Origin of the sequence: Glycomyces algeriensis (assembly GCF_027622855.1) — a bacterium.
GTDB classification, from domain to species: domain Bacteria; phylum Actinomycetota; class Actinomycetes; order Mycobacteriales; family Micromonosporaceae; genus Glycomyces; species Glycomyces algeriensis.
In genome coordinates, this window is record NZ_JAPZVR010000001.1 from 269,738 (window position 1) to 290,564 (window position 20,827).

Genomic DNA, 20,827 nt, shown 5'->3' on the forward strand with positions numbered 1-20,827 from the left:
GGCCTCGCTTCGAAGTTCCCCCAGCTGCGTGACGGCTCCGTCGGTGTCCGACAAGTTCGTGCCGGTGCCGCCGCGCGTGCGCGGTCCTGCCGCGTGCCGCCTCAGTCGCAACCGCGACTTCCTCGCCGGCGAGGCGTGATCATTCAGGGCCGCAACCGGAACGCCTTGTGCGTGGGGCGGAAGCCCGCCGCCTCCAGCATTGCTCCGATCGGGGCCGAGAGCGCCGGTTCGTCGTTGACGCGTTCGATCGACAGGGGCCCCGTGGCGCCCGCACGGGCCGCGCCCGCCAAGGCGTCCACGGCGGCCCGCAGCCGCGCGTCGGCCTCCCCGTCGGCCGATTCGCCTGCAGGCCAGGCGAGCAGCGTCTTGCCGCCGCGCTCCAGGTAGAGGACGAGCGCGCCGTCCACCAGGACCACGAGCGAACCCGCCTTGCGGCCGGGCTTGTGGGCCGCGCCCGCGGGCGGTTCGGGCCAGGGCAGGGCCGCGCCGTAGGCGCTGGCCGGGTCGGCCGCGGCCAGGACCACGGCGTCGAGCCCTTCCGCGCGCTCGCGCCGGGAGGCCAAGGCGCGCAGTCGGTCCACGGCCCCGTCTGCGGCGAACTGGGCCGCGCCGAGACCTTCGACCACGTACCCGCGGCGGGCCTTCCCCGACTCCTCGAAGACCGAGAGGACCCGGTAGACCTTCGCGAACCCGCCCTCGACGTCCTCGGCGGCGACCGCGCCGCGGGTGACCACGCCGTGCCGGTCCAGGAGGGTGGTGGCCAGCGCGTGGGCGCGGACCGTGGCGTCGCCCGCGGGCGCTGGCAGCAGCGACCAGCGTCCGGCCACAGTGGGCATCACGGCGATGCCGGTGCCGGCCCTGAGTTCGCGCCAGCCCGAGCCGACCCCGGGGGAGTAGCGCCCGCGCGGGGCCGCGCGCTTGGCGCGGTGGGCGGTGGCGCCGGGGGAGCTGCCGGATCCGAGGTGGGCGCGCAGTGGCGCGAGCGTGTCGTTGGTGAGGCGTCCGGCCCAGACCAGGTCCCAGAGTGCTTCGGCGAGTTGGGATTCGGGGACCTCGGGGTGTGCGGCGCGCACCTGCTCGGCGAGCTGTCGGAAGAACAGCCCGAACCCGCCCGCCAGGGCGTCGAGCAGTGCGTTGTGGACCGGTCCGGCTTCGAACGGGACCGCGTCCGGGAGGAGCAGCGATGCGGTCTCGGCCGGGTAGAGCGCGATCCAGCCGTCCTTGCCGGTGAGGCTTCCCGCTCCGGCCCACAGGACTTCGCCGGAGGCGGTGAGCTCGTCGAGCAGCACGGGACTGTAGTCGACGACGCGCGAGGGCAGGACGAGCTTCTCCAATGCCGAAGCGGGCACCGGGGCGCCTTGGAGCTGCTCGACGGCGCGGGCGAGGCCGTCGACGCCGCGCAGGTCGCCGCCGAGGTGCTGCCATTCGGGCAGGAACGCGGCGAGCGCGGCAGGGGCCACGGGCTCGAGTTCTTTCCGAAGGGCCGCAAGGGAACGGCGGCGCAGGCGCCGCAGGACTCCGGCGTCGCACCATTCGCGGCCTTCGCCGCCGGGCCGGAACTCGCCTCCGGCGAGGCGGCCGTCGGCGGCGAGGCGCTGGAGGGCGCCGTCGGTGACGGCGACGCCGAGTCCGAAGCGGGCGGCGGCGTCGCCTGAGGTGAAGGGGCCGTGGGTACGGGCGTAGCGGGCGAGGAGGTCGCCGAGCGGATCGGCGACGGGCTCGAGGAACGCGGCCGGGACGCCGGCGGGGAGCGCGGAGCCGAGGGCGTCGCGCAGGCGGCCCGCGTCTTCGACGGCCGCCCAGTGCCCATGCCCGGCGATGTCCACTTTGAAGGCCCGGCCGGCCGCCGCCAGCTCGGCGGCCCAGTCGGGCTCCGCACCGCGTTCGGCGAGTTCGCGGTCCTGGAGCGGGCCGAGGAGGCGCAGTAGGTCGGCGACGCTCTCGGCGTCCCGCGCGCGGCGGTCCTCGGTCAGCCACTGGAGCTCGGCCTCCAACTGCGCCAAGGCGTCCGGGTCGAGCAGTTCGCGCAGTTCGGCCTCGCCCAGCAGCTCGCCGAGCAGGTGCGAGTCGAGGGAGAGCGCGGCGGCGCGGCGTTCGGCGAGCGGGGTGTCGCCCTGGTACATGAACTGCGCGACGTATCCGAAGAGGAGGGACCGGGCGTACGGGGAGGCCTCGGGGGTCGCGACCTCGATGAGGCGCACGCGGCGGGCCTCGATGTCGCCCATGAGCTCGGCGAGGCCGGGCACGTCGTAGACGTCTTGGAGGACTTCGCGGACCGCTTCGAGGATGATCGGGAACGACGGGTACTGCGCGGCGACCTCGAGGAGCTGGGAGGAGCGCAGCCGCTGCTGCCACAGCGGCTGGCGCTTGCCGGGCTGGCGGTGCGGCAGGAGCAGGGCGCGGGCGGCGGCCTCGCGGAAGCGGGAGGCGAACAGGGCCGAGCTCCCGGCGGCCTCGGTCACGATGCCGGTGATCTCGCCCTTGTCGAAGGCCAGGTCGGCGGGGTCGAAGCTGAAGTCGTCAGTGTCGGGCAGGCGCAGGACGATCCCGTCGTCGTGGTGCATGAGCTGCGGGTCGACGCCGTGTCGTTCGCGCAGTCTCGCACCGAGGGCGAGCGCCCAGGGCGCGTGGATCTGCGCGCCGAACGGGGAGTGAACGACGACGCGCCAGTCGCCGAGCTCGTCGCGGAAGCGCTCGACGACGATCGTGCGGTCGTCGGGGACGTGGCGGGTGGCCTCGGCCTGCTCCTCGAGGTAGGCGAGGGCGTTGCGGGCGGCGAAGTCGTCCAGGCCCGCCGCGTTGAGGCGCTTGCGGGCCTGCTCCTTCGGGAGCGCGGCGATCTCGCGGGTGAACGCCCCGAGGGCGCGGCCGAGTTCGAGGGGCCGGCCGAGGGAGTCGCCGATCCAGAACGGGAGGCGGCCGGGCACGCCGGGCGCGGGCGAGACGACGACGCGGTCGCGGGTGACCTCCTCGATGCGCCAGGAGGAGGTGCCGAGCGAGAACACGTCGCCGACCCGCGACTCGTAGACCATCTCCTCGTCGAGTTCGCCGACCCGGCCGCCGCCGCGCTTGGGGTCGGTGCCCGCGAGGAAGACGCCGAACAGGCCCCGGTCGGGGATGGTGCCGCCGGAGGTGACGGCGAGGCGCTGCGCCCCGGGGCGGGCGGTGAGGTTCCCGGTCGCGCGGTCCCACACCAGGCGCGGCCGCAGCTCCGCGAACGCGTCCGACGGGTACCGGCCCGCCAGCATGTCCAATGTGGCGTCGAAGGCGGACTGGGGGAGCGAGGCGAACGGGGCGGCGCGGCGCACCACCGCGAGCAGGTCCGCGGCGGCCCAGTCGTCCATCGCGCACATCGCGACGATCTGCTGGGCGAGCACGTCGAGCGGGTTCGCGGGGATCTTGAGCGCCTCGATCGCGCCCTCCCGCATGCGCTCCACGACCACCGCGGACTGCACGAGGTCGCCGCGGGTCTTGGGGAAGAACACGCCGCGCGAGACCGCTCCGACCTGGTGCCCGGCCCGGCCGACGCGCTGCAGCCCGGACGCGACCGACGGCGGGGCCTCGACCTGGACGACGAGGTCGACCGCGCCCATGTCGATGCCGAGCTCGAGGCTGGAGGTGGCGACGACGGCGCGCAGCCGGCCCGCCTTGAGGTCCTCCTCGACCAGCTTGCGCTGCTCCTTGGAGATCGAGCCGTGGTGGGTGCGGGCCAGGACTGGCGGCGCGCCCGGGGTCGCGGAGGCGCCGCCCATCAGCTCGGCCGGGCCGTGGTCCTCGGGGAGGCGTTCGCCGGTGCGCCGCTCGTACTCGATCTCGTTGAGCCGGCTGGAGAGCCGCTCGGCCACGCGGCGGGCGTTGGTGAAGACGATCGTCGACCGGTGCTGCTCCACGAGGTCGGTGATGCGCTCCTCCACGTGCGGCCAGATCGACCGGGCCGCGCGGGCGGCCCCGGACGGGGAGGCCGACGGGGCGGGGGCCTCGGCCAGGTCGCCCATGTCCTCGACCGGGACGACCACCGAGAGGTCGAAGACCTTCGCCGAAGGCGGCTGCACGATCGCGGTGCGCCGCTGCGGCGACACGAAGCGGGCGACCTCCTCGACCGGCCGCACTGTGGCCGAGAGGCCGATCCGGCGGGCGGGCCGCGCCAGCAGCTCGTCGAGGCGCTCGAGGGAGAGCGCGAGGTGCGCGCCGCGCTTCGTGCCCGCGACCGCGTGCACCTCGTCGAGGATGACCGTCTCGATGCCGGCCAGCGCCTCCCTCGCCTTCGAGGTGAGCATGAGGAACAGCGACTCGGGGGTGGTGATGAGGACGTCCGGGGGCCGGACCGCGAGCGAGCGGCGCTCGGCGGGCGGGGTGTCGCCCGACCGCACCCCGACGCGGATCTGCGGCTCGGGGAGCCCGAGCCGGGCGGCTTCGGCGCGGATGCCCGCGAGAGGGACGGCGAGGTTGCGTTCGACGTCGACGCCGAGGGCCTTGAGCGGGGAGATGTAGAGGACCCGGCAGCGCAGCTTCGGGTCCTCGGGCGGCGGCGCGGAGGCGAGGGCGTCGAGCGCGGAGAGGAACGCGGCCAGGGTCTTGCCCGAGCCCGTGGGGGCCACGACCAGGACGTCCTTCTCCTCGGCGAGGGCCCGCCAGGCGCTCTCCTGCGCGGGCGTCGGCGCCTCGAACGCGCCCGTGAACCATGCGGCGGTCGCGGGCGAGAAGCGGTCGAGCGCGGACTTGCGAGGTGAGGCCATACCGACAATCGTGCCCCGGACGGCCGACACGACCGGCCCGGTTCGGCGAACCGCGCGCCGCCCGTGCCGGAGACGGCTCGGGCGGGCGGATCGGGGACGTTCGCGCGGTTTCGGCGAGCCGGCATCCGCACCCATGCGCTTCCGCGCCGTCGGCGGCTCGCGAGCCTCGCCGACGCCCGACGAGCGGGCGATGGCCGGTACTGCCCGCAGAACCCCTAGACGCCGAGGATCGCGAGTTCGCGGAGCTTCGCCTCGACGTCCGCGTTGCTCGGCTCGACCTGGTGCGTCCCGTCCGGGTACACCACGACCGGGATGTTCGTCCGGCCCGAGATGCGCCGCGCCTCGTCGGCGGCGGCCGGCTCGGCCTCGAGGTCGACGTAGTCGATGTCGACGGCGAGCTCGCTGAACCGGCGCTTCGTGCGGCGGCAGTCCCCGCACCACTCGGCGCCGTACACGCGGATCGCGGTGCCTTCGTCGTTCGCCATGTCCGTACCCCTCCTGTTGACCTCCGCTACCGTAATCCTTTGTGAGTGCAGGCGGTAGCGAGTGAACGGGAGGCGCCGGGTGGGGTCGGTCGAGAGTGCAGTGGGCCACCCGGTGGGCGCGCACGTGCCCGTCGCGGGCGGCCTGGTCAAGCGCGGCATCCCCAACGCGGTCGCGTTCGAGGTCGAAGCGCTGCAGGTGTTCATCGGCTCCCCGCGCGGCTGGGCGCCGCCCCGCCTCGACCAGGACGTGGCCGACGACTTCCGCGAGCAGTGCGCCGCGCGCGGCTGGCCCGTCTACGTGCACGCCGCCTACCTGCTGAACCTCGCCTCGCCGGTGGCCGAGACCGTGAACCGCTCGGTGGAGAACCTGCGTGTGGCGATGGCCTCCGCGGAGCGGATCGGCGCGGCCGGAGTCGTGGTGCACGCCGGTTCCTCGATCGACGGCGACCGGGCCGCCGCGCTCAAGCGCCTCGCGCCCGCGTTCCGCGCCGTCCTCGACGACGCCCCGCCTTCGGTCCGGCTCCTGGTCGAGCCCACCGCCGGCGGCGCCAACTCGATGGCGTCCACACTGGTGAGCGCGGGGGAGTACCTGCAGGCCGTGGGCATCGCCGAGGTCGGCCTGTGCCTGGACACCTGCCATATGCACGCCGCGGGCGAGCTCCTGTCCGACAGGGACGGCTTCGAGGCGTCGCTGGAGGCGCTGAGCGCGGCCGCCGGGCCGGGCCGGGTCGGCCTGGTGCACTACAACGACAGCAAGGACCCCCGGGACTCGCGCCGCGACCGGCACGAGGCGCTCGGCGAGGGCCTGCTCGGCGACGACGGCCTCAGGGCGGTGGCGGCGAGTCCGGCGCTGGCGGGCATCCCGCTGATCGTGGAGACCGCGACGCAGGCCCGCGACGTGGCGCACGCCAAGCGCCTCGTCAGTGAGGCCGCCTCCGGCCGGTGACGCCGCGACCCGGTCGCCGGGCCGCGGCGGATGCGCTCACATGCGGATCACCGGGGCGTAGTCGTCGATCCAGACGGCGAGGTCGAGGGCGAGTTCGAGGCCGAGCCGCACCTCGATCGGCATGGCCGCGCTCGGTTCCTCCACGGCCGCCTTGAGCCACTGCTGGTCGACCAGGTCGAACACGCCGTGCCCGGGGGTGTCGAGGAGGCCGCGGCCCTGCGCGCGGATCGCCGTCGCGTAAGCGGCGTCGTTGGTCTGCGGGTAGTGGCTCTTGACGCGCTGCGCGATCGACTCGGGCAGGACGTCAGCGACGGCGGCGCGCAGGAGGCTCTTCTCGCGGCCGTCGAAGGTCTTCATCGCCCACGGGGCATTGTGGACGTACTCGACGAGCCGGTGGTCGCAGAACGGCACGCGCACTTCGAGGCCGGTGGCCATGCTCATGCGGTCCTTGCGGTCCAGGAGGATGCGCAGGAGGCCCGTGAGGTGCAGGTGGGAGACCTCCCGCATGCGGAACTCGAGGTCGCTCTCGCCCGGAGCGCGCTCGACCGCGGCGACGGCCGACCCGTAGGCGTCCCGCACGTACTCGGGGAGCGCGAGGGCGTCCTGGACGTCCCGCCGCAGGACCGGCGCGCGGCTGGGGACCATGTTGAGCCACGGGAAGGTCCGGGTGCCCCCGCTCGCCTCGGCGTGGGTCCACCGGTACCCGGCGAAGACCTCGTCGGCGGACTCGCCCGAGAGCGCCACTGTGGAGTGCTCGCGGACGCCTTTGAACAGCAGGTGCAGTGAGGCGTACGAATCGCCGTAGCCGTACGGGATGTCGCCCGCCCGGACCACGGTGGAGCGCAGGCCGGCGTCGGCGAGGCCGGCGGGGTCGAGCACGATCTCGCGGTGGTCGGTGCCGGCGTGGGCGGCCAGCTCCCGGGCGAACGCGGCATCGTGGGTGGCGCGCAGCTCGTCGGGGACGAACTCCGCGCCCGGCTCGGTGAAGCTGACCGCGAAGGTGCGCAGCGGCTCCGGGGAGCGGCGGGCCGCGAGCGCGGTGAGGGCGCTGGAGTCGAGGCCGCCGGACAGGAGCGAGCACAGCGGCACGTCCGAGACGAGCTGGCGTTCGACGATGTCCTCCAGGAGCTCCCGGACCGTGGCGACGGTGGTGTCGAGGTCGTCGGTGTGCTCGGCCGTCCGCAGCGTCCAGTACCGCTCGGTGCGGATGCCGTTGGCGGACACGGTGACGACGGTGCCCGGCTCCACCTTCCGCATGCCGCGCCAGAACCCGTCGACCGGGTCGTCGATGAGGGCCACGACCGGGCGCAGCCCTTCGGCGTCGAGGACGGGCGGGGCGAGCGGGTTGGCGAGGACCGCCTTCGGCTCGGAACCGAACAGCACGCCGTCCTCGGTGGGGAAGTAGTAGAACGGCTTCACGCCCATGCGGTCGCGGACCATGACGAGCTCGCGGCTGCGGGCGTCCCAGATCGCGAAGGCGTACATGCCGTTGAGGCGCTCGGCGACGGCCGCGCCCCATTCGAGGTAGCCGCGCAGGACCACTTCGGTGTCCGACTCGGTGGTGAAGCGGTGGCCGCGGCGGCGCAGGTCGTCCCGCAGCTCCCGGTAGTTGTAGGCCTCGCCCGCGTAGACCATGGCGACTCGGCCGTCGGGGGTGTCGGCGCGCATCGGCTGCGCGCCGCCGTCGATGTCGATCACGGCGAGGCGCCGGTGGCCGAGCGCCGCCGGGCCGTCGATCCAGACGCCCGCGGCGTCCGGCCCGCGGCAGGCCATCGTCGCGGTCATGGCCTCGACCTCGGGCCGGTGCCCGGCCAGGTCGCGGCCGAACGAGATCCATCCTGCGAATCCGCACATGTCGTGCCGTCCTCTCTCGGAGCAATCACTGTAGTGACTACAATAATGTAGTAACTCTAATTGTCAAGCGAGTGCAGTAGGATTCCGGCATGGCAGCGGAGCAACCCGATCCGGGACGGCGGGAACGCAAGAAGCAGCGCACCCGGGAGTCGATCCAGGACGCGGCGTACCGGCTGTTCGCCGCCCACGGCTTCGAGCAGACGACGGTGAACGAGATCGCCGCCGAGGCGGACGTCTCGCCCGGCACGTTCTTCAACCACTTCCCCGCCAAGGAGTCCGTCCTCTTCAACGACCGGACCGCCCTGATCGAGCAGGGCACGCGGACCATCGCCGCGCGCGAGCCCGCCGAACCCCCGATCGAGGCCCTGGTCCGAGTCGTGCTGGCGATGCTCGACGCCCCCGGCCTCGACGCCGGCTCCGACCGCGAGCGCCTGCGGCTGGAGATCGTCATGGACTCGCCCGTGCTGCGCGGCCTCATGTTTCAGCGGATGTTCGACATCCAGGACCAGCTCGCCGAAGCCCTCCGCGCCACCGACCCCGGCCTCGGCGAACTCGAGGCCGCGGCCCTCGTCGGCGCCGTCATGGGCGCCGGCAGCGCCGCCGTCCAGACCGCGCTCCAGTCCGGTCTCCCCCTTGAGGAGTCGCTGCGGCGGGCCCTCGGCCACATCACGCGCCACCTCCAGGCGGCGGCCGGCTAGCGACGCCGCGCCCCGCCGAGAAGGGGTCGACGACGGTCTATGTTTTCGACAACATTTCTGTTAGGTTGAGCCACGAACCGGGTGCGGGCGCCGGCGCAGAGGCCCGACCCACCGCAAGCGACCCCTTGAGGAGTGGCGATGAAGCCGAACAGATCCATGTGGTGGAGGGCGCTGGCCGCGCTCGTCGCCGCGGCGGCGCTGGTGCTCGCACCATCGGCCCCGGCCCAGGCCTACAACCCGATGGGCGGGGTCCTCTACGACCTCGGCGACCGGGACTGCCTGAAGGGCCTCGGGAACTGCGCGGTCTACCCGAAGTCCGCGCAGCTGCCGAGCGGCCGCCTCGTCGCGGCCTTCGAGAACGCCGTCGTCGCCCCCTCCGGCAGCGCGGACGGCGAGACCCTGCCGGTCTACAAGAGCGACGACCGCGGCACCAGCTGGAGCCACCTCGCCGAGGTGCCCGCCCCCGCCTACCTCTCCGCCGACCCCGCGTACGACAGGTACATCAGCCACTGGGGCAGCCCGTACCTCTACGCCCTTCCGCAGCGGGTCGGGAACCTCGCCGCCGGCACACTGCTGCTCGCCAGCGTCGTCACCGGCGACGACCACTACTACCTCGAACGCAAGGCCGCCGACCCGAACTGGGTGCCCACCAACGACGGCGACCGCTCCGACATGGCCCTCGCCCTGTACGCCAGCGACGATGAGGGCGCGACCTGGCGGGTCGTGAACATCATCGCCACCGGCGGCTGGCAGGGCGGCAGCGCCGGCGCCACCGGCGTCAACGTCGCCGCCGCCAACACCTACCGGCAGGTCGACCCCATCTGGGAGCCGTTCCTGATGGTCTACAACGGACAGCTCGTGGCGTACTACTCCGACGAGAACGACTACATCGGCGTCACCGCCGCCGGCGTCCCGATCCTCGACCCCGCCAACGCCACCGCACCGGACTCGCACGGGCAGATCCTGGTGCACAAGACCTGGAACGGCACCAGCGCCGCCTGGTCCAGCCCCGTGGTCGACGTGCAGGGCCTGACGCAGGGCATGGGCGGCGGCAAGACCGTGATCGGCGGCGGCCGCCCGGGCATGACCACCGTCGCGCCCACCTCGGACGGCAAGTGGCTCATCACCTACGAGTACTGGGGCGGGGGAGCGAACATCCGCTACAAGGTCGCGAACAGCCCGCTCGACTTCAGGACCGTGGGCGGCCAGGCGGGCGCCGAGATCGGCGCCCTCCCGGTCGCGAGCGGCTCACGCGCCCTCTCGACCGGCGGCAGCCCGGTCCTCATCGGACTCCCCGACGGCCGCATCGCGTACAACGCCGCGGGCAGCGCCAGCGTCTGGGTCAACGAGACCGGCTCCAGCACCGGCACCTGGACCGAGCACCAGACCAACATCGGCGCCGGGTACAGCCGGACCCTCCAGTACGTGGAGGGCACCGGCCGCGTCGTGATCCTCCAGGGCACGTGGGGCGGTCCGACCAGCGCCGCGGTCATCCGCTTCGGCGAAGTGGACCTCGGCGACTCGGACGGCGCCTACCACCAGCTGGTGAACCGCCAGACCGGGCAGGTCCTCGGCACCGGCGGCAACACCACCGACGCGAACCTCGGCAACGGGGACGTCCCGGACGTGGTCCTGGAGGACGCCGGCGCGACTCCGGAGCCCGACACCCAGTTCTGGCACCTCGCGACCAAGGGCGGCAGCTCGGTGACGCTGCTGAACAAGTCGGGCGGCCGCGCCGCCGGCATCTGGACCGGCAGCGCCACGGCCGGCCAGCGGATCGGCCAGTGGGTCGACGACACCGCCACGGGCACCTGGAACCTCGTCCCCACCAGCGACGGCTTCCACCGGTTCCAGTCCACCGCGAACCCGGCCCTGTACCTGACCGGCGGCGCTGAAGGCGCAGCGGCGACCTTGCAGCCCTTGACGAACAACGGCTCCCAGGAGTGGCGGCTGTCCGACGGGACGGCCGGTGCGGTGACCCTGGCGGCGCGCCACTCCGGGAAGTGCGTCGACGTCGTCGGCGCCTCCACGGCGAACGGCGCCGAGACCGCCCAGTACGGCTGCAACGGCGGCGCGAACCAGTCCTGGCGGTTCCAGGCCCTCGGCAACGGCTACCACCAGATCACGGCGGTCCACTCGGGCAAGTGCCTCGACGTGAACGCCGCGTCGACCGCCGACGCCGCCAGGGTCGTCCAGTGGACCTGCAACGGCGGCCGCAACCAGCAGTGGGAGGTCGTCGACGCCGGAGGCGGCCACATCCGGCTCGTGGCGCGGCACAGCGGCAAGTGCCTCGACGTGCCGAGCAGTGCGCTCGCCGACGGCGCCCGGCTGCAGCAGTACGCCTGCAACGGCGGTCAGAACCAGCAGTTCACCTGGGCCCCAGCCTGATCAGCGCGGTTTCGCCGCCCACGCCGTGGAGGCCCGGATCACGAGTTCGGTCTGCAGCGACGGCACGCGCGGCGGCGGCGCCTGATCGATCCGGCTGAGCAGCTCCTGCACCGCTGAGCGGCCCTGCGCGGCGAAATCGACGCGCAGGGTCGTCAGCGGCGGGGCGAAGTACGCGGCCTCGGGGATGTCGTCCACGCCGGTGACGCTGACGTCCTCGGGGATGCGCAGGCCCAGCTCGCGCAAGGCGAGCATGGCCCCCAGCGCCGTCTGGTCGTTCGCGGCGACGACCGCCGTCGCACCCAGGTCGGCGCCGCGGCCCATGACCGCGTCGTACCCGGATTCGGCCGACCAGTCCCCGTGGATCGTCCCGGCCGACGCCAGTCCCCGGTCGGCGAGCGCGCGCTCGTACGCGCGAGCGCGGTTGCGGGCCGCGGAGTACGCGGACGGCCCGGCGATGTGGAGGAACCGCTCGTGGCCGAGCCCGGCCAGGTAGGCGATGAGCGACGGGAAGCCGACGTCGCTCAGCTCGGTGCGGTGCCCGGTGACCTCGTCGTCCTCTTCGGCGGCGATGTGCGCCGGGACCCGGAAGTCGGTGCGCTCGAAGACCTCGGTCATCGCGTCGGTGGAGGCGAGCGCGAGGATGCCGGCCACGTCCTGGCTCGCGGCGAGGCGGACGGCCTCGTCGACCGCGTCGGCGTCGGTCATGTCGAAGGTGATGATGTCGAGGAGGTACCCCGCCTGCCGGGCCGCGGCGCTGGCGCCCTGGATGATCCGGCTGGGGCCGACCTGCTCGATCTCGTGGGTGAGGGCGGCGAGGCGGTGGGGTCGGCCGCTCTTGAGCGAGCGGGCGGTCAGGTTCGGCCGGTAGCGCAGCTCGGCCAGCGCTTTGGCCACCTTCTCCTGCGTGTGCGGCCGGATGCCTTTGTACCCCTTCAGGAAGCGGCTCACCGTCTGGTGGGAGACGCCGGCGGCGCGGGCGACGTCGTAGATCGTGGCGGGCTTCGAAGCCGCCTCTGCGGGCGCCTCGCCGGGCGTTCCCGAGGAGGGCGTCGTCTCGCCGGCCGCGTCCACTGCCATCCGCTTACCTCCGAAGTCCGGTGCCTGTGCACCTGATTGTGCCGTGTGGGGCGCGGTGTCGCCCAGTCTGGCCCGCGCGGTCGAGTTTATCGAAAACATCTTGGTAAACTCGTCTTGTTTTCGAAAACATTCTGGGTTAGCGTACACACCTGCCTCATCCGAAACAGCAACGGAGCGACCACGCGATGCCCCCTCATCCCTCCCGAAGGCCACGCCGCGACTGGCGCGGCTGGCAGTTCACCGGACCGTTCGCCGCCGTGTTCGTGTTCGTGTTCATCGCCCCGCTCGCGTACGCGCTGTGGCTGAGCCTCTTCCAGAACCGGCTCGTCGGCGGCAACGCGTTCGTGGGCCTCGAGAACTACCGGACCGCGCTGACCGACCCCCAGTTCTGGGACGGCTTCCTGCGCGTCTCGCTGTTCCTCCTCGTCCAGGTCCCGATCATGCTCGCTCTCGCGCTCGTCGCGGCACTCGCGATCGACGGCGCCCGGCTTTACGCCACCGGCCTCTTCCGGCTGGTGATCTTCCTGCCCTACGCCGTACCGGCCGTCGTCGCGGTCCTCATGTGGGGCTTCATCTACGGCGACCACTTCGGCCTCACCGCCGACCTCAACGAGCTCCTCGGCACCGACCTGCGGCCATTCGCCCCCGACTGGATGCTCGCCTCCCTCGGCAACATCGTCACCTGGGAGTACGTCGGCTACAACATGCTCATCTTCTACTCGGCCCTGAAGACCGTGCCGTTCGAGCTGTACGAGGCCGCCGAGATCGACGGCGCCCGCGGCGCCCAGGTCCTCAAGGCGATCAAACTGCCCGCCGTCCGCGGCGCCGTCGTCATCGCCACGATCTTCTCCATCATCGGCAGCTTCCAGCTCTTCAACGAGCCGAACGTCCTCAAGCCCCTGGCCAACAACGTCGTCAACAGCTACTTCACGCCCAACATGTACGCCTACAACCTCAGCTTCGCGGGCCAGCAGTACAACTACTCCGCCACGATCGCGATCGTCATGGGCGTCATCACCGCCGCGATCGCCTACGCGGTCCAGTTGCGCGGCACCCGCAGGGAGGACCGCTGATGCCCACCGCACTCGCCGCCCCAAGGCACCGCACGATCCACCACCGGGCGCGCCGGCCGCGCCACTCGGTCGCCTCGCCGCGCAAGTCCCTCGCCCTCACCCTCCTCATGGGACTCTTCCTGGCCTACGCGCTCGTGCCGCTCGCGTGGCTCTTCATCAATGCCTCCAAGACCCAGGCGGACCTCTTCAGCGGCTTCGGGCTCGCCTTCGGCGACTCCTTCGCCCTGTGGGACAACATCGTCCGCACCTTCACCTACGACGACGGCATCTTCCTGCGCTGGCTCGGCAACACGCTCCTGTACGTAGTCCTCGGCGCCGGAGGCGCGACCCTCCTCGCCACCCTCGCCGGGTACGGCCTCGCCAAGTACGCCTTCCCCGGCCGCAAGGCCTACTTCGCCGTCATCCTCGGCGCGATCGCCGTGCCCGGCACGGCTCTCGCCGTCCCCACGTTCCTCCTGTTCAGCGAGCTCGAACTCACCAACACCCCGTGGGCGATCATCGTCCCCTCGCTCATCAGCCCCTTCGGGCTCTACCTGATCTGGGTCTACACCCTCGAATCGGTGCCGAAGGAGCTCCTGGAGGCCGCGCGCATCGACGGCGCCGGCGAGATGCGCATCTTCTTCACCATCTCCGCCAAGCTGCTCGCCCCCGGCATCGTCACCGTGGCCCTCTTCGCGGTCGTCGCCACCTGGAACAACTACTTCCTGCCGCTCATCATGCTCAGCGACCCGAACTGGTACCCGCTCACCGTCGGGCTCAACCAGTGGAGCGAGCAGGCGTCCGGCGTCGCCGCCGAACCGATCTTCAACCTCGTCCTGACCGGATCGCTCCTCACGATCGTCCCGATCGTCGCGGTCTTCATCCTCCTGCAGCGCTTCTGGCAGTCCGGCCTCAGCGCCGGAAGCGTCAAGGGCTGACCGGACCCCTCCGGCCCCGCCCGATCCCGCCCAGCCCCGGGAGTCTCCGCACCCCCGCACAACGAAGTGAAGGAACCCGCACATGTCCACTTTGAAGCGCCGCACCGTCATCGGCACCGTCCCCGCCGCCCTCGCCACCGGCGCACTCGCCGCCTGCGGCGACGACACCGAACCGGCCGCCGCCGGCAGCCCCGAAGACCTCGACGCCGCCCTCGAGCGAGGCGGCAAGCTCACCTACTGGACCTGGACCCCCTCCGGCGAAGCCCAGGCCGCGGCCTTCACGGCCCAGTATCCGAACGTCGAGGTCGAGGTCGTCAACGCCGGCACCGCCACCGACGAGTACACCGCCCTCCAGAACGCCGTCGCCGCCGGCTCCGGCGCACCCGACGTCGCCCAGATCGAGTACTACGCGCTCCAGCAGTTCGTCCTCTCCGACGCCCTCGTGGACCTCGGCCAGTACGGCCTCGCCGACCTCGAACCCCAGTACACCGCCTCGACATGGGCCGCCGTCGACCTCGGCGGCGTCTACGGCCTGCCCCAGGACTCCGGGCCGATGGTCATGCTCTACAACCAGGCCGTCTTCGACGAGTTCGGCCTCACCGTCCCCGCCACCTGGGACGAGTACGTCGCCGCGGCCGAAGCCCTCCACACCGCCGACCCGAACCGGTTCCTCACCAACGACGCCGGCGACCCCGGCTTCGCCCAGCCCCTCATCTGGCAGGCCGGCGGCCGGCCCTACACCGTCGACGGCACGAACGTCGGCATCGACCTCCAGGACGAGGGCACCCGCCGCTGGGCCGACCTGTGGAACCGGATGCTCCAGCCCGGCCTCCTCGCCCCCATCCCCACTTGGAGCGACGACTGGTGGAAGGCCCTCTCCAACGGCACCGTCGCCAGCCTCATCAGCGGCTCCTGGATGCCCGGCATCCTCGAGGGCTCCGTGCCCGAAGGCGCCGGGAACTGGCGCGTCGCGCCCGTCCCCAGCTACGACGGCACCCCCGTCACCGCCGAGAACGGCGGCAGCGCCCAGTCCGTCCTCAAGCAGTCCGCGGACCCGGCCCTCGCCGCGGCCTTCCTGCGCTGGCTCAACAGCTCCCCGGAGAGCATCGCCGTGTTCCTCGAGAACGGCGGCTTCCCCTCCACCACCGCCGAACTCGCCTCGCCCGAGTTCACCGGCACCGCACCGGACTACTTCGGGGGCCAGAAGATCAACGAGGTGTGCGTCGCCGCCTCCGAGAACGTCGCCACCGGATTCCAGTACCTGCCGTTCCAGGTCTACGCCAACAGCGTCTTCCCCGACACCGTCGGCGCCGCCTACACCGAGCAGGGCGACCTCAACGCCGGCCTCGAAGCCTGGCAGGAGTCGCTGGAGGGCTACGGCGAGGCCCAGGGCTTCCAGGTGAACTGACCTCAGGGCACCTGGACGGCGGCTGCGCGGCCGCGGTGATTCGTCTCGGCCGCGGCCGCGCAGCCTTCCAGCCGCACCAATAAGGACTCAGGCGAGCGCCTGCTCGGGTTCGCGCACGCCCCTCCACATCGCGAGGAACGCCACGAGACCCACTGCGGCGCACATGATCCACACGAACGAGTGCTCGATCTGGAACAGGTAGGTGCCCACCGCCGGACCCAGCGCGTAGCCGCCGATCTGGGCCGTGGTGATCGCCCCGATGTAACGGCTGCGGTGCCGGTCCGTGGGAGCCGCGAGCGCCGGATACGCCACCACCGAAGGCGCGGAGATGATCTCGCCGAACGTCCACACCAGGACCCCCGCGAAGCACACCCAGATCCCCGCCGGGACCCCGAACAGCGCCAGGCCCGCGCCGATGAAGAGGCTGCCGAACGCGATCGTCGTCCGCATCGGCAGCCGCTGCGTGTACCGGGTCACCGGCAGCTCGAACAGGATCACGATGGCGCCGTTCAAGGTCACGATCGTCCCGTACAGCCACGCCGGATGGCCCTCGCTCAGGATCTGCAGCGGCAGCACCGCCTGGTACTGCGACTCGATGAACCCCGTCAGGAACATCGCGACGATCACCAGCACGTACTTCGAGTCCTTGAAGACGTCCCGGTAACTCACCGCGGGCGCTTCGTCGGACGACTCCTGGCCCTCGCGCGCGTTCGGGAGCAGGAACAGCGCGATGAGACCGAACGCCAGGTGCGTCAACGCGTTCACCACGAACATCAGCGCGAACGAATGCGTCAGCAGCCACACGCCGAGCATCGGACCGAGCGCCGCGCCCACGTTCAGCCCCAGCCGCGCCGCGGCGGAGACCATGACGAGCCGCTGCGGCGGCGTCAAGGCGGCCATCATCGCCGCGGCCGCCGGCCGGTACATCTGCCCGAACAGGCCCGCCGCGAACGCGAGCGCCACGAGCAGCCGGTAGTCCTCGGCGAACGCGACCCCGAGGACCGCCAGTCCCGAAAGGAGCATCGACCCGACGATGACCTGCCTGGCGCCCCACCAGGCGGTGACCGTCCCCGAGGCGAAGCTCCCGACGATCGAGCCGACGCCGAACACCGTGAGCGCGAGCCCCGCGCTGGCGGGGGTGTGGCCTCGCGCGGTGAGGTAGAGCGTGAGGAAGACCGCGATGAAGGTGCCGGTGCGGCTCAGCGCGATGCCGACGAGGAGGGTGATGACGGACGGCGGCAGGTCCCGCAGGGTGGACCAGACGCCGTCGGCGGCCTCCTCGGGGGCGCGGGTCCCGCTCATGCGGCTCCCCGCAGGGGCGTGCACTCGAAGATCGTCTCGGCTTCGGCGCGGTCGAGGATCTCCTGGCATTCACTCGCATTGGCGCCCAAGGCGATCAGGCAGCCGTACCGGGCGATGTACCCGTCAGGGGGCATGAGGAGCTCGTCCCCGGGGGCCGCGACCTGGACCGTCTCGAGCTCGCCGGGGCGCGCGGGCGGGAGCGCGATCTTGTCCACGACGGCGCTGCAGGGCGGCACGAGGAACCGGATGGCGGTGTGCCGTTCGCGGCGGTGGGCGAGGTCCGGCCGTGCGCCGAGGGCGAGCCGGGTGCCCGCGACGCCGGAGTCGATACCGTTGGCCAGCATGCCGAGGTAGGGGATGAGGTCGCCGCCGAGCCGGCCGTTGATCTCCACCAGGACCGGGCCCTCGGGGGTCAGCTTGACCTCGGTGTGGGTGCTGCCGTGGCGCCAGCCGACCGCTTCGTGGGCGGCGGCGAGCATCCCGGTGAGCGCCGTGTCGGCCAGCAGCGGATCGTGCGGGTCGACGGTGTGCCCCATCTCCTCGAAGTACGGTTCGGGGCCGATCTGCTTGCGCGCCAGCGCGTACGGGAGGTACTCGCCGTCGATGACGGCGGCGTCGACGCTGATCTCGGGCCCGGTGAGGTACTGCTCCAGGAGCAGGGTGCCGTCGTTGCGCATGCCCGCCTGCTGCGTGCCGCGGGCCGCCGCCACGGCCGCGGCCAGGTTCCCGGAATCGTCCACTTTGATCACGCCTTGGCTGGCGCCGAGCGCGATCGGCTTGACCACCAGCGGGAATCCGATCGCGGCGGCGGCCTCGGTCCCGTCGTCGCCTGGTGCGAGGACGTGGAACGCGGGCTGCGGGACGCCCGCTTCGGTGAGGCGGCGGCGGGTCGCGGACTTGTCGCGGACGGCCCGCACCGCTTCGGGGTCGGGCCCGGGCAGGCCGAGTTCGGCGGCGGCTTCGGAGGCGGCCTGGATGGCGGCCTCGTGCCAGCAGAACACGCCCAGGACGTGGTGTTCGGCGGCGACCCGCCGCACGGCCTCGCGGGCGGCGGCGGGGTCGAACACGTCGCACACGGTGTGCCCGGCGAGGTACGGCGCCTGCCAGGTCGGCTCGGCCGGGTCGAGCGCCCACAGCGGAGTGCCCTCCCTGGCGGCGGAGGCCAGCAGGTACTCGCGGAACAGCTCGTGCCCGGTGCCCATGATCAGCAGCAGGTCCATCGGCGTCGCTCCATTCTGGTCAGGGCAGGATCAGGCCTTGCTCGGTGAACGCGTCCCGAGCGCCGGGCTGGTCGAGGACGCCCACCTCCTCGAACAGCCGCAGGGTCTTCGCCGCCGAGTGCCGGATGCCGGCCAGCACCCGCTCGTTCGAGAACGAGTCGGCGATGACGTCCTTCACCTGCGTCTCGCCGAGCCCGGTCGACAGGAGCGCGTCGCGCGCCGGGTCGGTGGCCGGGCGCAGCGAGCGCAGGACGAGCGGCGGCAGGTAGTGCGCGACCCGCTGCCGCAGCGGCGGGTCGAGCTGGCTCCACAGGTGCTTGAAGAACGCGCTGAAGAAGGCGTGGTGGCGGCCTTCGTCGATCGCGTGCTCGCGCACGGTGTCGCGCATGATGTCCACGACGCTCTCGTCCGGCGGGATGTCGGAGAGGATCGAGGTCACGAGGGTCTCGAACACGACGACCTGGAGCAGTTCGACCAGCTTGCGGTGCTGCGGGAACTCCTCGCCGACCGCGTCGAGCCCGGAGATGAACGGCCCGAAGTCGTAGTCCAGCGCGGGGATCCCGGAGCGGTTCACGAGCTGGTGCTGGACGTCGAGGCTGTACAGCGAGTGGTAGCCCTCGTCGACGACGATCTTGTACGCGTCCATGCGGGTGGTCTCGTGCAGGTGCAGCCCGCTGGAGCCGTCCGCGATCTTCTGCGAGGCGCGCACGACCACCGCGACCTCGAAGTGCATCGTGAACCGCAGCCACTGGTACGCGTGCTGCGCCGTCAGATACCGGCGCAGCACCAGGTCCTCCTGGTCGAGGAGCGGGTGGTCCAGGTGCGGCACCAGGTGCTCGGGGAAGAACGCCTTGTGGATGTCGTCCTCGGGGGCGAGCATCTTGCGGCGCTCGGCCCGGACCCCCGCGCGCTCGTACCAGTTGCGGAAGGCCTCGATGCGGGGCATCGGGGCGTCGCCGGCGAACACGGCTACTCCCGGGCCCGCGCGGGGTGGCCGGCGGGCAGTTCGCGCCCGGGCTTGCCGACCAGGTACCCCTCGATGTAGAGGTGGTCGATCTCGGTGCGGGCGAAGGTCCGCAGCGCGTCCTCGGGGGTCTCGACGATCGGCTCGCCGTTGTCGTTGAAGGAGGTGTTGAGGACGATCGGCACGCCGGTGCGCGCGGCGAACAGCGAGATCAGCTCGTGGTACTCCGGGTCCACTTCGGCGTCCACGGTCTGGACGCGGGCGGTGCCGTCCACATGGGTGATGGCCGGCAGCCCGTCGCGGCGGTCCTCGCGGACCGAGGGGACCAGCAGCATGAACGGGCTGGCGCCGCGGAAGTCGAACCAGTCCTCGACGGCCTCGGCGAGCACCGAGGGCGCGTAGGGCCGGAACGGCTCGCGGTGCTTCACGGTGTCGTTCAGGTAGTCGCGGACGCGCGGGTGGCGCGGGTCGGCGAGGATCGACCGGTGCCCGAGCGCGCGCGGCCCCATCTCGGAGCCGCCGTTCACCCATGCCACGATCCGGTGCTCGGCCAGGAGGTCGGCCACGTCGCTGATCGGCGCCTTCCGCCACTCCAGCCTGCCTTCGTACGCTTGCAGCGATTCGAGGACGCGCTCCTCGGAGTAGCGCTGACCGTATGCGGCGGTGGTCATCCGCCCGCGCCGCTCGGTGCCGCCGTCGAGGATCTGGTGCCAGCCGTACAGGGCCGCGCCGATGGCGACGCCGGAGTCGCCGGCCGGGGCCGGGATGAACACCTCGTCGAAGGGGCCCTCGGCGAGGACCCGGTGGTTGGCGACCGAGTTGAGCATGACGCCGCCGCCGAGGCAGAGCCTGGTCTCGCCGGTGCGGCGGTGGGCCTCCCCGGCGAGGTGCAGCATGGCCTCCTCGAGCTCGTCCTGGACCTTGCGCGCCACGTCCTTCGCGAACTGGCAGTCCCAGCGCCGCTCGGTGAGCGACTCCCACTCGGCGCCGTCGGAGGCGACGATGTCCTTCCAGATCTGCTCGAGCCCCGCCTGGGAGACGGTGATGTCGAAGCCGTCGAAGGTGAGCCACCGGCCCCAGTCGGGCCGGGGCTCGCCGTAGGGCGCCAGGCCCATCGTCTTGCCGGCCTCGGGGTAGCCGCCGCATTCGAAGACCCCGAAGTCGGGCGTCCCGTACCGGGTGGTGAACCCGAGTTTGGCGGTGAAGAAGTCGTAGAACAGCCCGATGCTCATGTCGCTGTAGTCGACCGGGTAGGCCGTCTCGGCGACGCGGGTGATCTCGACGCCGCTGCCGGTGAACAGGGTGTGCTTCTCGACCATGCCGTCGGTGCGGCTGCCGGCCTGGTCGACGATGAGCACGGCCGCGCTTTCGAACGGCGAGGTGTAGAACGCGGTGGCGGCGTGCGCCAGGTGGTGCGAGGGGAACGGGAAGGCCCGCACCTTGCTCTTGTCCTTGAGGGGGAGGTCGCGCAGGATGCGCGGGACCGTGCGGTCGCCGAGCGGCCGGTTGCCGACGATGAGGTCGACCTCGTCGATGCCGATCCCGGCGGCGTCGAGGCAGTAGGCGATGGACTTGATCGGGATGAGCTTGGTGAGGCGCTCGAAGTGGCCCTGGATCAGGAACCCTTCTGAGTGCTTGATGCGGTCGAGCCGCTCCTCCTCGATCGCGGCGAGGACCTCGCCGTCCTTGACGATGGCGGCCGAGCGGTCGTGGCTGAGGTTGACGCCGAGGATGTAGGTCATCGGTGCGCGCTCCTTCC

At 72.2% G+C, this 20,827-nt stretch carries 14 protein-coding genes; 6 read left to right on the forward strand and 8 right to left on the reverse strand.

Annotated elements, in window-relative coordinates; genetic code table 11:
- Window positions 1–143: 143 nt before the first annotated feature.
- Window positions 144–4,736 (reverse strand): ATP-dependent helicase, encoded by a 4,593-nt coding sequence (locus O2L52_RS01050; RefSeq protein ID WP_270113430.1) that lies wholly within the window; start codon window positions 4,734–4,736, stop codon window positions 144–146.
- 215 nt (window positions 4,737–4,951) lie between these two features.
- Window positions 4,952–5,221: a glutaredoxin domain-containing protein gene (locus O2L52_RS01055; protein ID WP_270113431.1), complete on the reverse strand. Its 270-nt coding sequence runs from the start codon at window positions 5,219–5,221 to the stop codon at window positions 4,952–4,954.
- Window positions 5,222–5,300: 79 nt separating this feature from the next.
- Here O2L52_RS01055 and O2L52_RS01060 point away from each other — a divergent pair, with 79 nt between their 5' ends.
- On the forward strand, window positions 5,301–6,167 hold the full coding sequence (locus O2L52_RS01060; RefSeq protein WP_270113432.1) for a deoxyribonuclease IV: 867 nt from the start codon (window positions 5,301–5,303) through the stop codon (window positions 6,165–6,167).
- Between the two features lie 36 nt (window positions 6,168–6,203).
- Here O2L52_RS01060 and asnB read toward each other — a convergent pair whose 3' ends face one another.
- The gene (gene asnB, locus O2L52_RS01065) at window positions 6,204–8,021 is read right to left on the reverse strand and encodes an asparagine synthase (glutamine-hydrolyzing) (RefSeq protein WP_270113433.1); all 1,818 of its coding nucleotides are present in this window, start codon (window positions 8,019–8,021) and stop codon (window positions 6,204–6,206) included.
- An 89-nt stretch (window positions 8,022–8,110) separates the two neighbouring features.
- Here asnB and O2L52_RS01070 point away from each other — a divergent pair, with 89 nt between their 5' ends.
- Window positions 8,111–8,719 carry a TetR/AcrR family transcriptional regulator gene (locus O2L52_RS01070; RefSeq protein WP_270113435.1) on the forward strand — a complete coding sequence of 203 codons (609 nt, stop codon included), beginning with the start codon at window positions 8,111–8,113 and terminating at the stop codon, window positions 8,717–8,719.
- A 156-nt stretch (window positions 8,720–8,875) separates the two neighbouring features.
- Window positions 8,876–11,107, forward strand: a complete 2,232-nt coding sequence (locus O2L52_RS01075) for an RICIN domain-containing protein (RefSeq protein ID WP_344474470.1) — start codon at window positions 8,876–8,878, stop codon at window positions 11,105–11,107.
- Here the strand turns inward: O2L52_RS01075 and O2L52_RS01080 are convergent, their stop codons facing one another.
- Window positions 11,108–12,184 (reverse strand): LacI family DNA-binding transcriptional regulator, encoded by a 1,077-nt coding sequence (locus O2L52_RS01080; protein ID WP_270113437.1) that lies wholly within the window; start codon window positions 12,182–12,184, stop codon window positions 11,108–11,110. It abuts the gene before it with no gap.
- A 185-nt stretch (window positions 12,185–12,369) separates the two neighbouring features.
- Here O2L52_RS01080 and O2L52_RS01085 point away from each other — a divergent pair, with 185 nt between their 5' ends.
- The 3 genes from O2L52_RS01085 to O2L52_RS01095 all read left to right on the forward strand — a co-directional run bounded on the left by O2L52_RS01085 (window position 12,370) and on the right by O2L52_RS01095 (window position 15,582).
- A complete protein-coding gene (locus O2L52_RS01085; RefSeq protein WP_270113438.1) occupies window positions 12,370–13,257 on the forward strand; it encodes a carbohydrate ABC transporter permease in 888 nt (295 codons plus the stop codon).
- Window positions 13,257–14,174 (forward strand): carbohydrate ABC transporter permease, encoded by a 918-nt coding sequence (locus O2L52_RS01090; protein WP_270113439.1) that lies wholly within the window; start codon window positions 13,257–13,259, stop codon window positions 14,172–14,174. The genes O2L52_RS01085 and O2L52_RS01090 overlap by 1 nt, the downstream gene beginning before the upstream one ends.
- Before the next feature lie 82 nt (window positions 14,175–14,256).
- A complete protein-coding gene (locus O2L52_RS01095) occupies window positions 14,257–15,582 on the forward strand; it encodes an ABC transporter substrate-binding protein (protein WP_270113440.1) in 1,326 nt (441 codons plus the stop codon).
- An 87-nt stretch (window positions 15,583–15,669) separates the two neighbouring features.
- Here O2L52_RS01095 and O2L52_RS01100 read toward each other — a convergent pair whose 3' ends face one another.
- Genes O2L52_RS01100 through O2L52_RS01115 form a run of 4 tightly spaced genes read right to left on the reverse strand, consistent with a single transcriptional unit; the run spans window position 15,670 to window position 20,810 of the window.
- Window positions 15,670–16,884, reverse strand: coding sequence for an MFS transporter (locus O2L52_RS01100; RefSeq protein ID WP_270113441.1), 1,215 nt, complete (start codon window positions 16,882–16,884; stop codon window positions 15,670–15,672).
- A complete protein-coding gene (locus tag O2L52_RS01105) occupies window positions 16,881–18,104 on the reverse strand; it encodes an ATP-grasp domain-containing protein (RefSeq protein WP_270113442.1) in 1,224 nt (407 codons plus the stop codon). Before O2L52_RS01105 ends, O2L52_RS01100 begins: the two co-directional genes overlap by 4 nt.
- Window positions 18,105–18,123: 19 nt before the next feature.
- Window positions 18,124–19,071 (reverse strand): diiron oxygenase, encoded by a 948-nt coding sequence (locus O2L52_RS01110; protein ID WP_270113443.1) that lies wholly within the window; start codon window positions 19,069–19,071, stop codon window positions 18,124–18,126.
- Window positions 19,072–19,073: 2 nt separating this feature from the next.
- The gene (locus O2L52_RS01115; RefSeq protein WP_270113445.1) at window positions 19,074–20,810 is read right to left on the reverse strand and encodes a carbamoyltransferase family protein; all 1,737 of its coding nucleotides are present in this window, start codon (window positions 20,808–20,810) and stop codon (window positions 19,074–19,076) included.
- Between the last annotated feature and the right edge of the window lie 17 nt (window positions 20,811–20,827).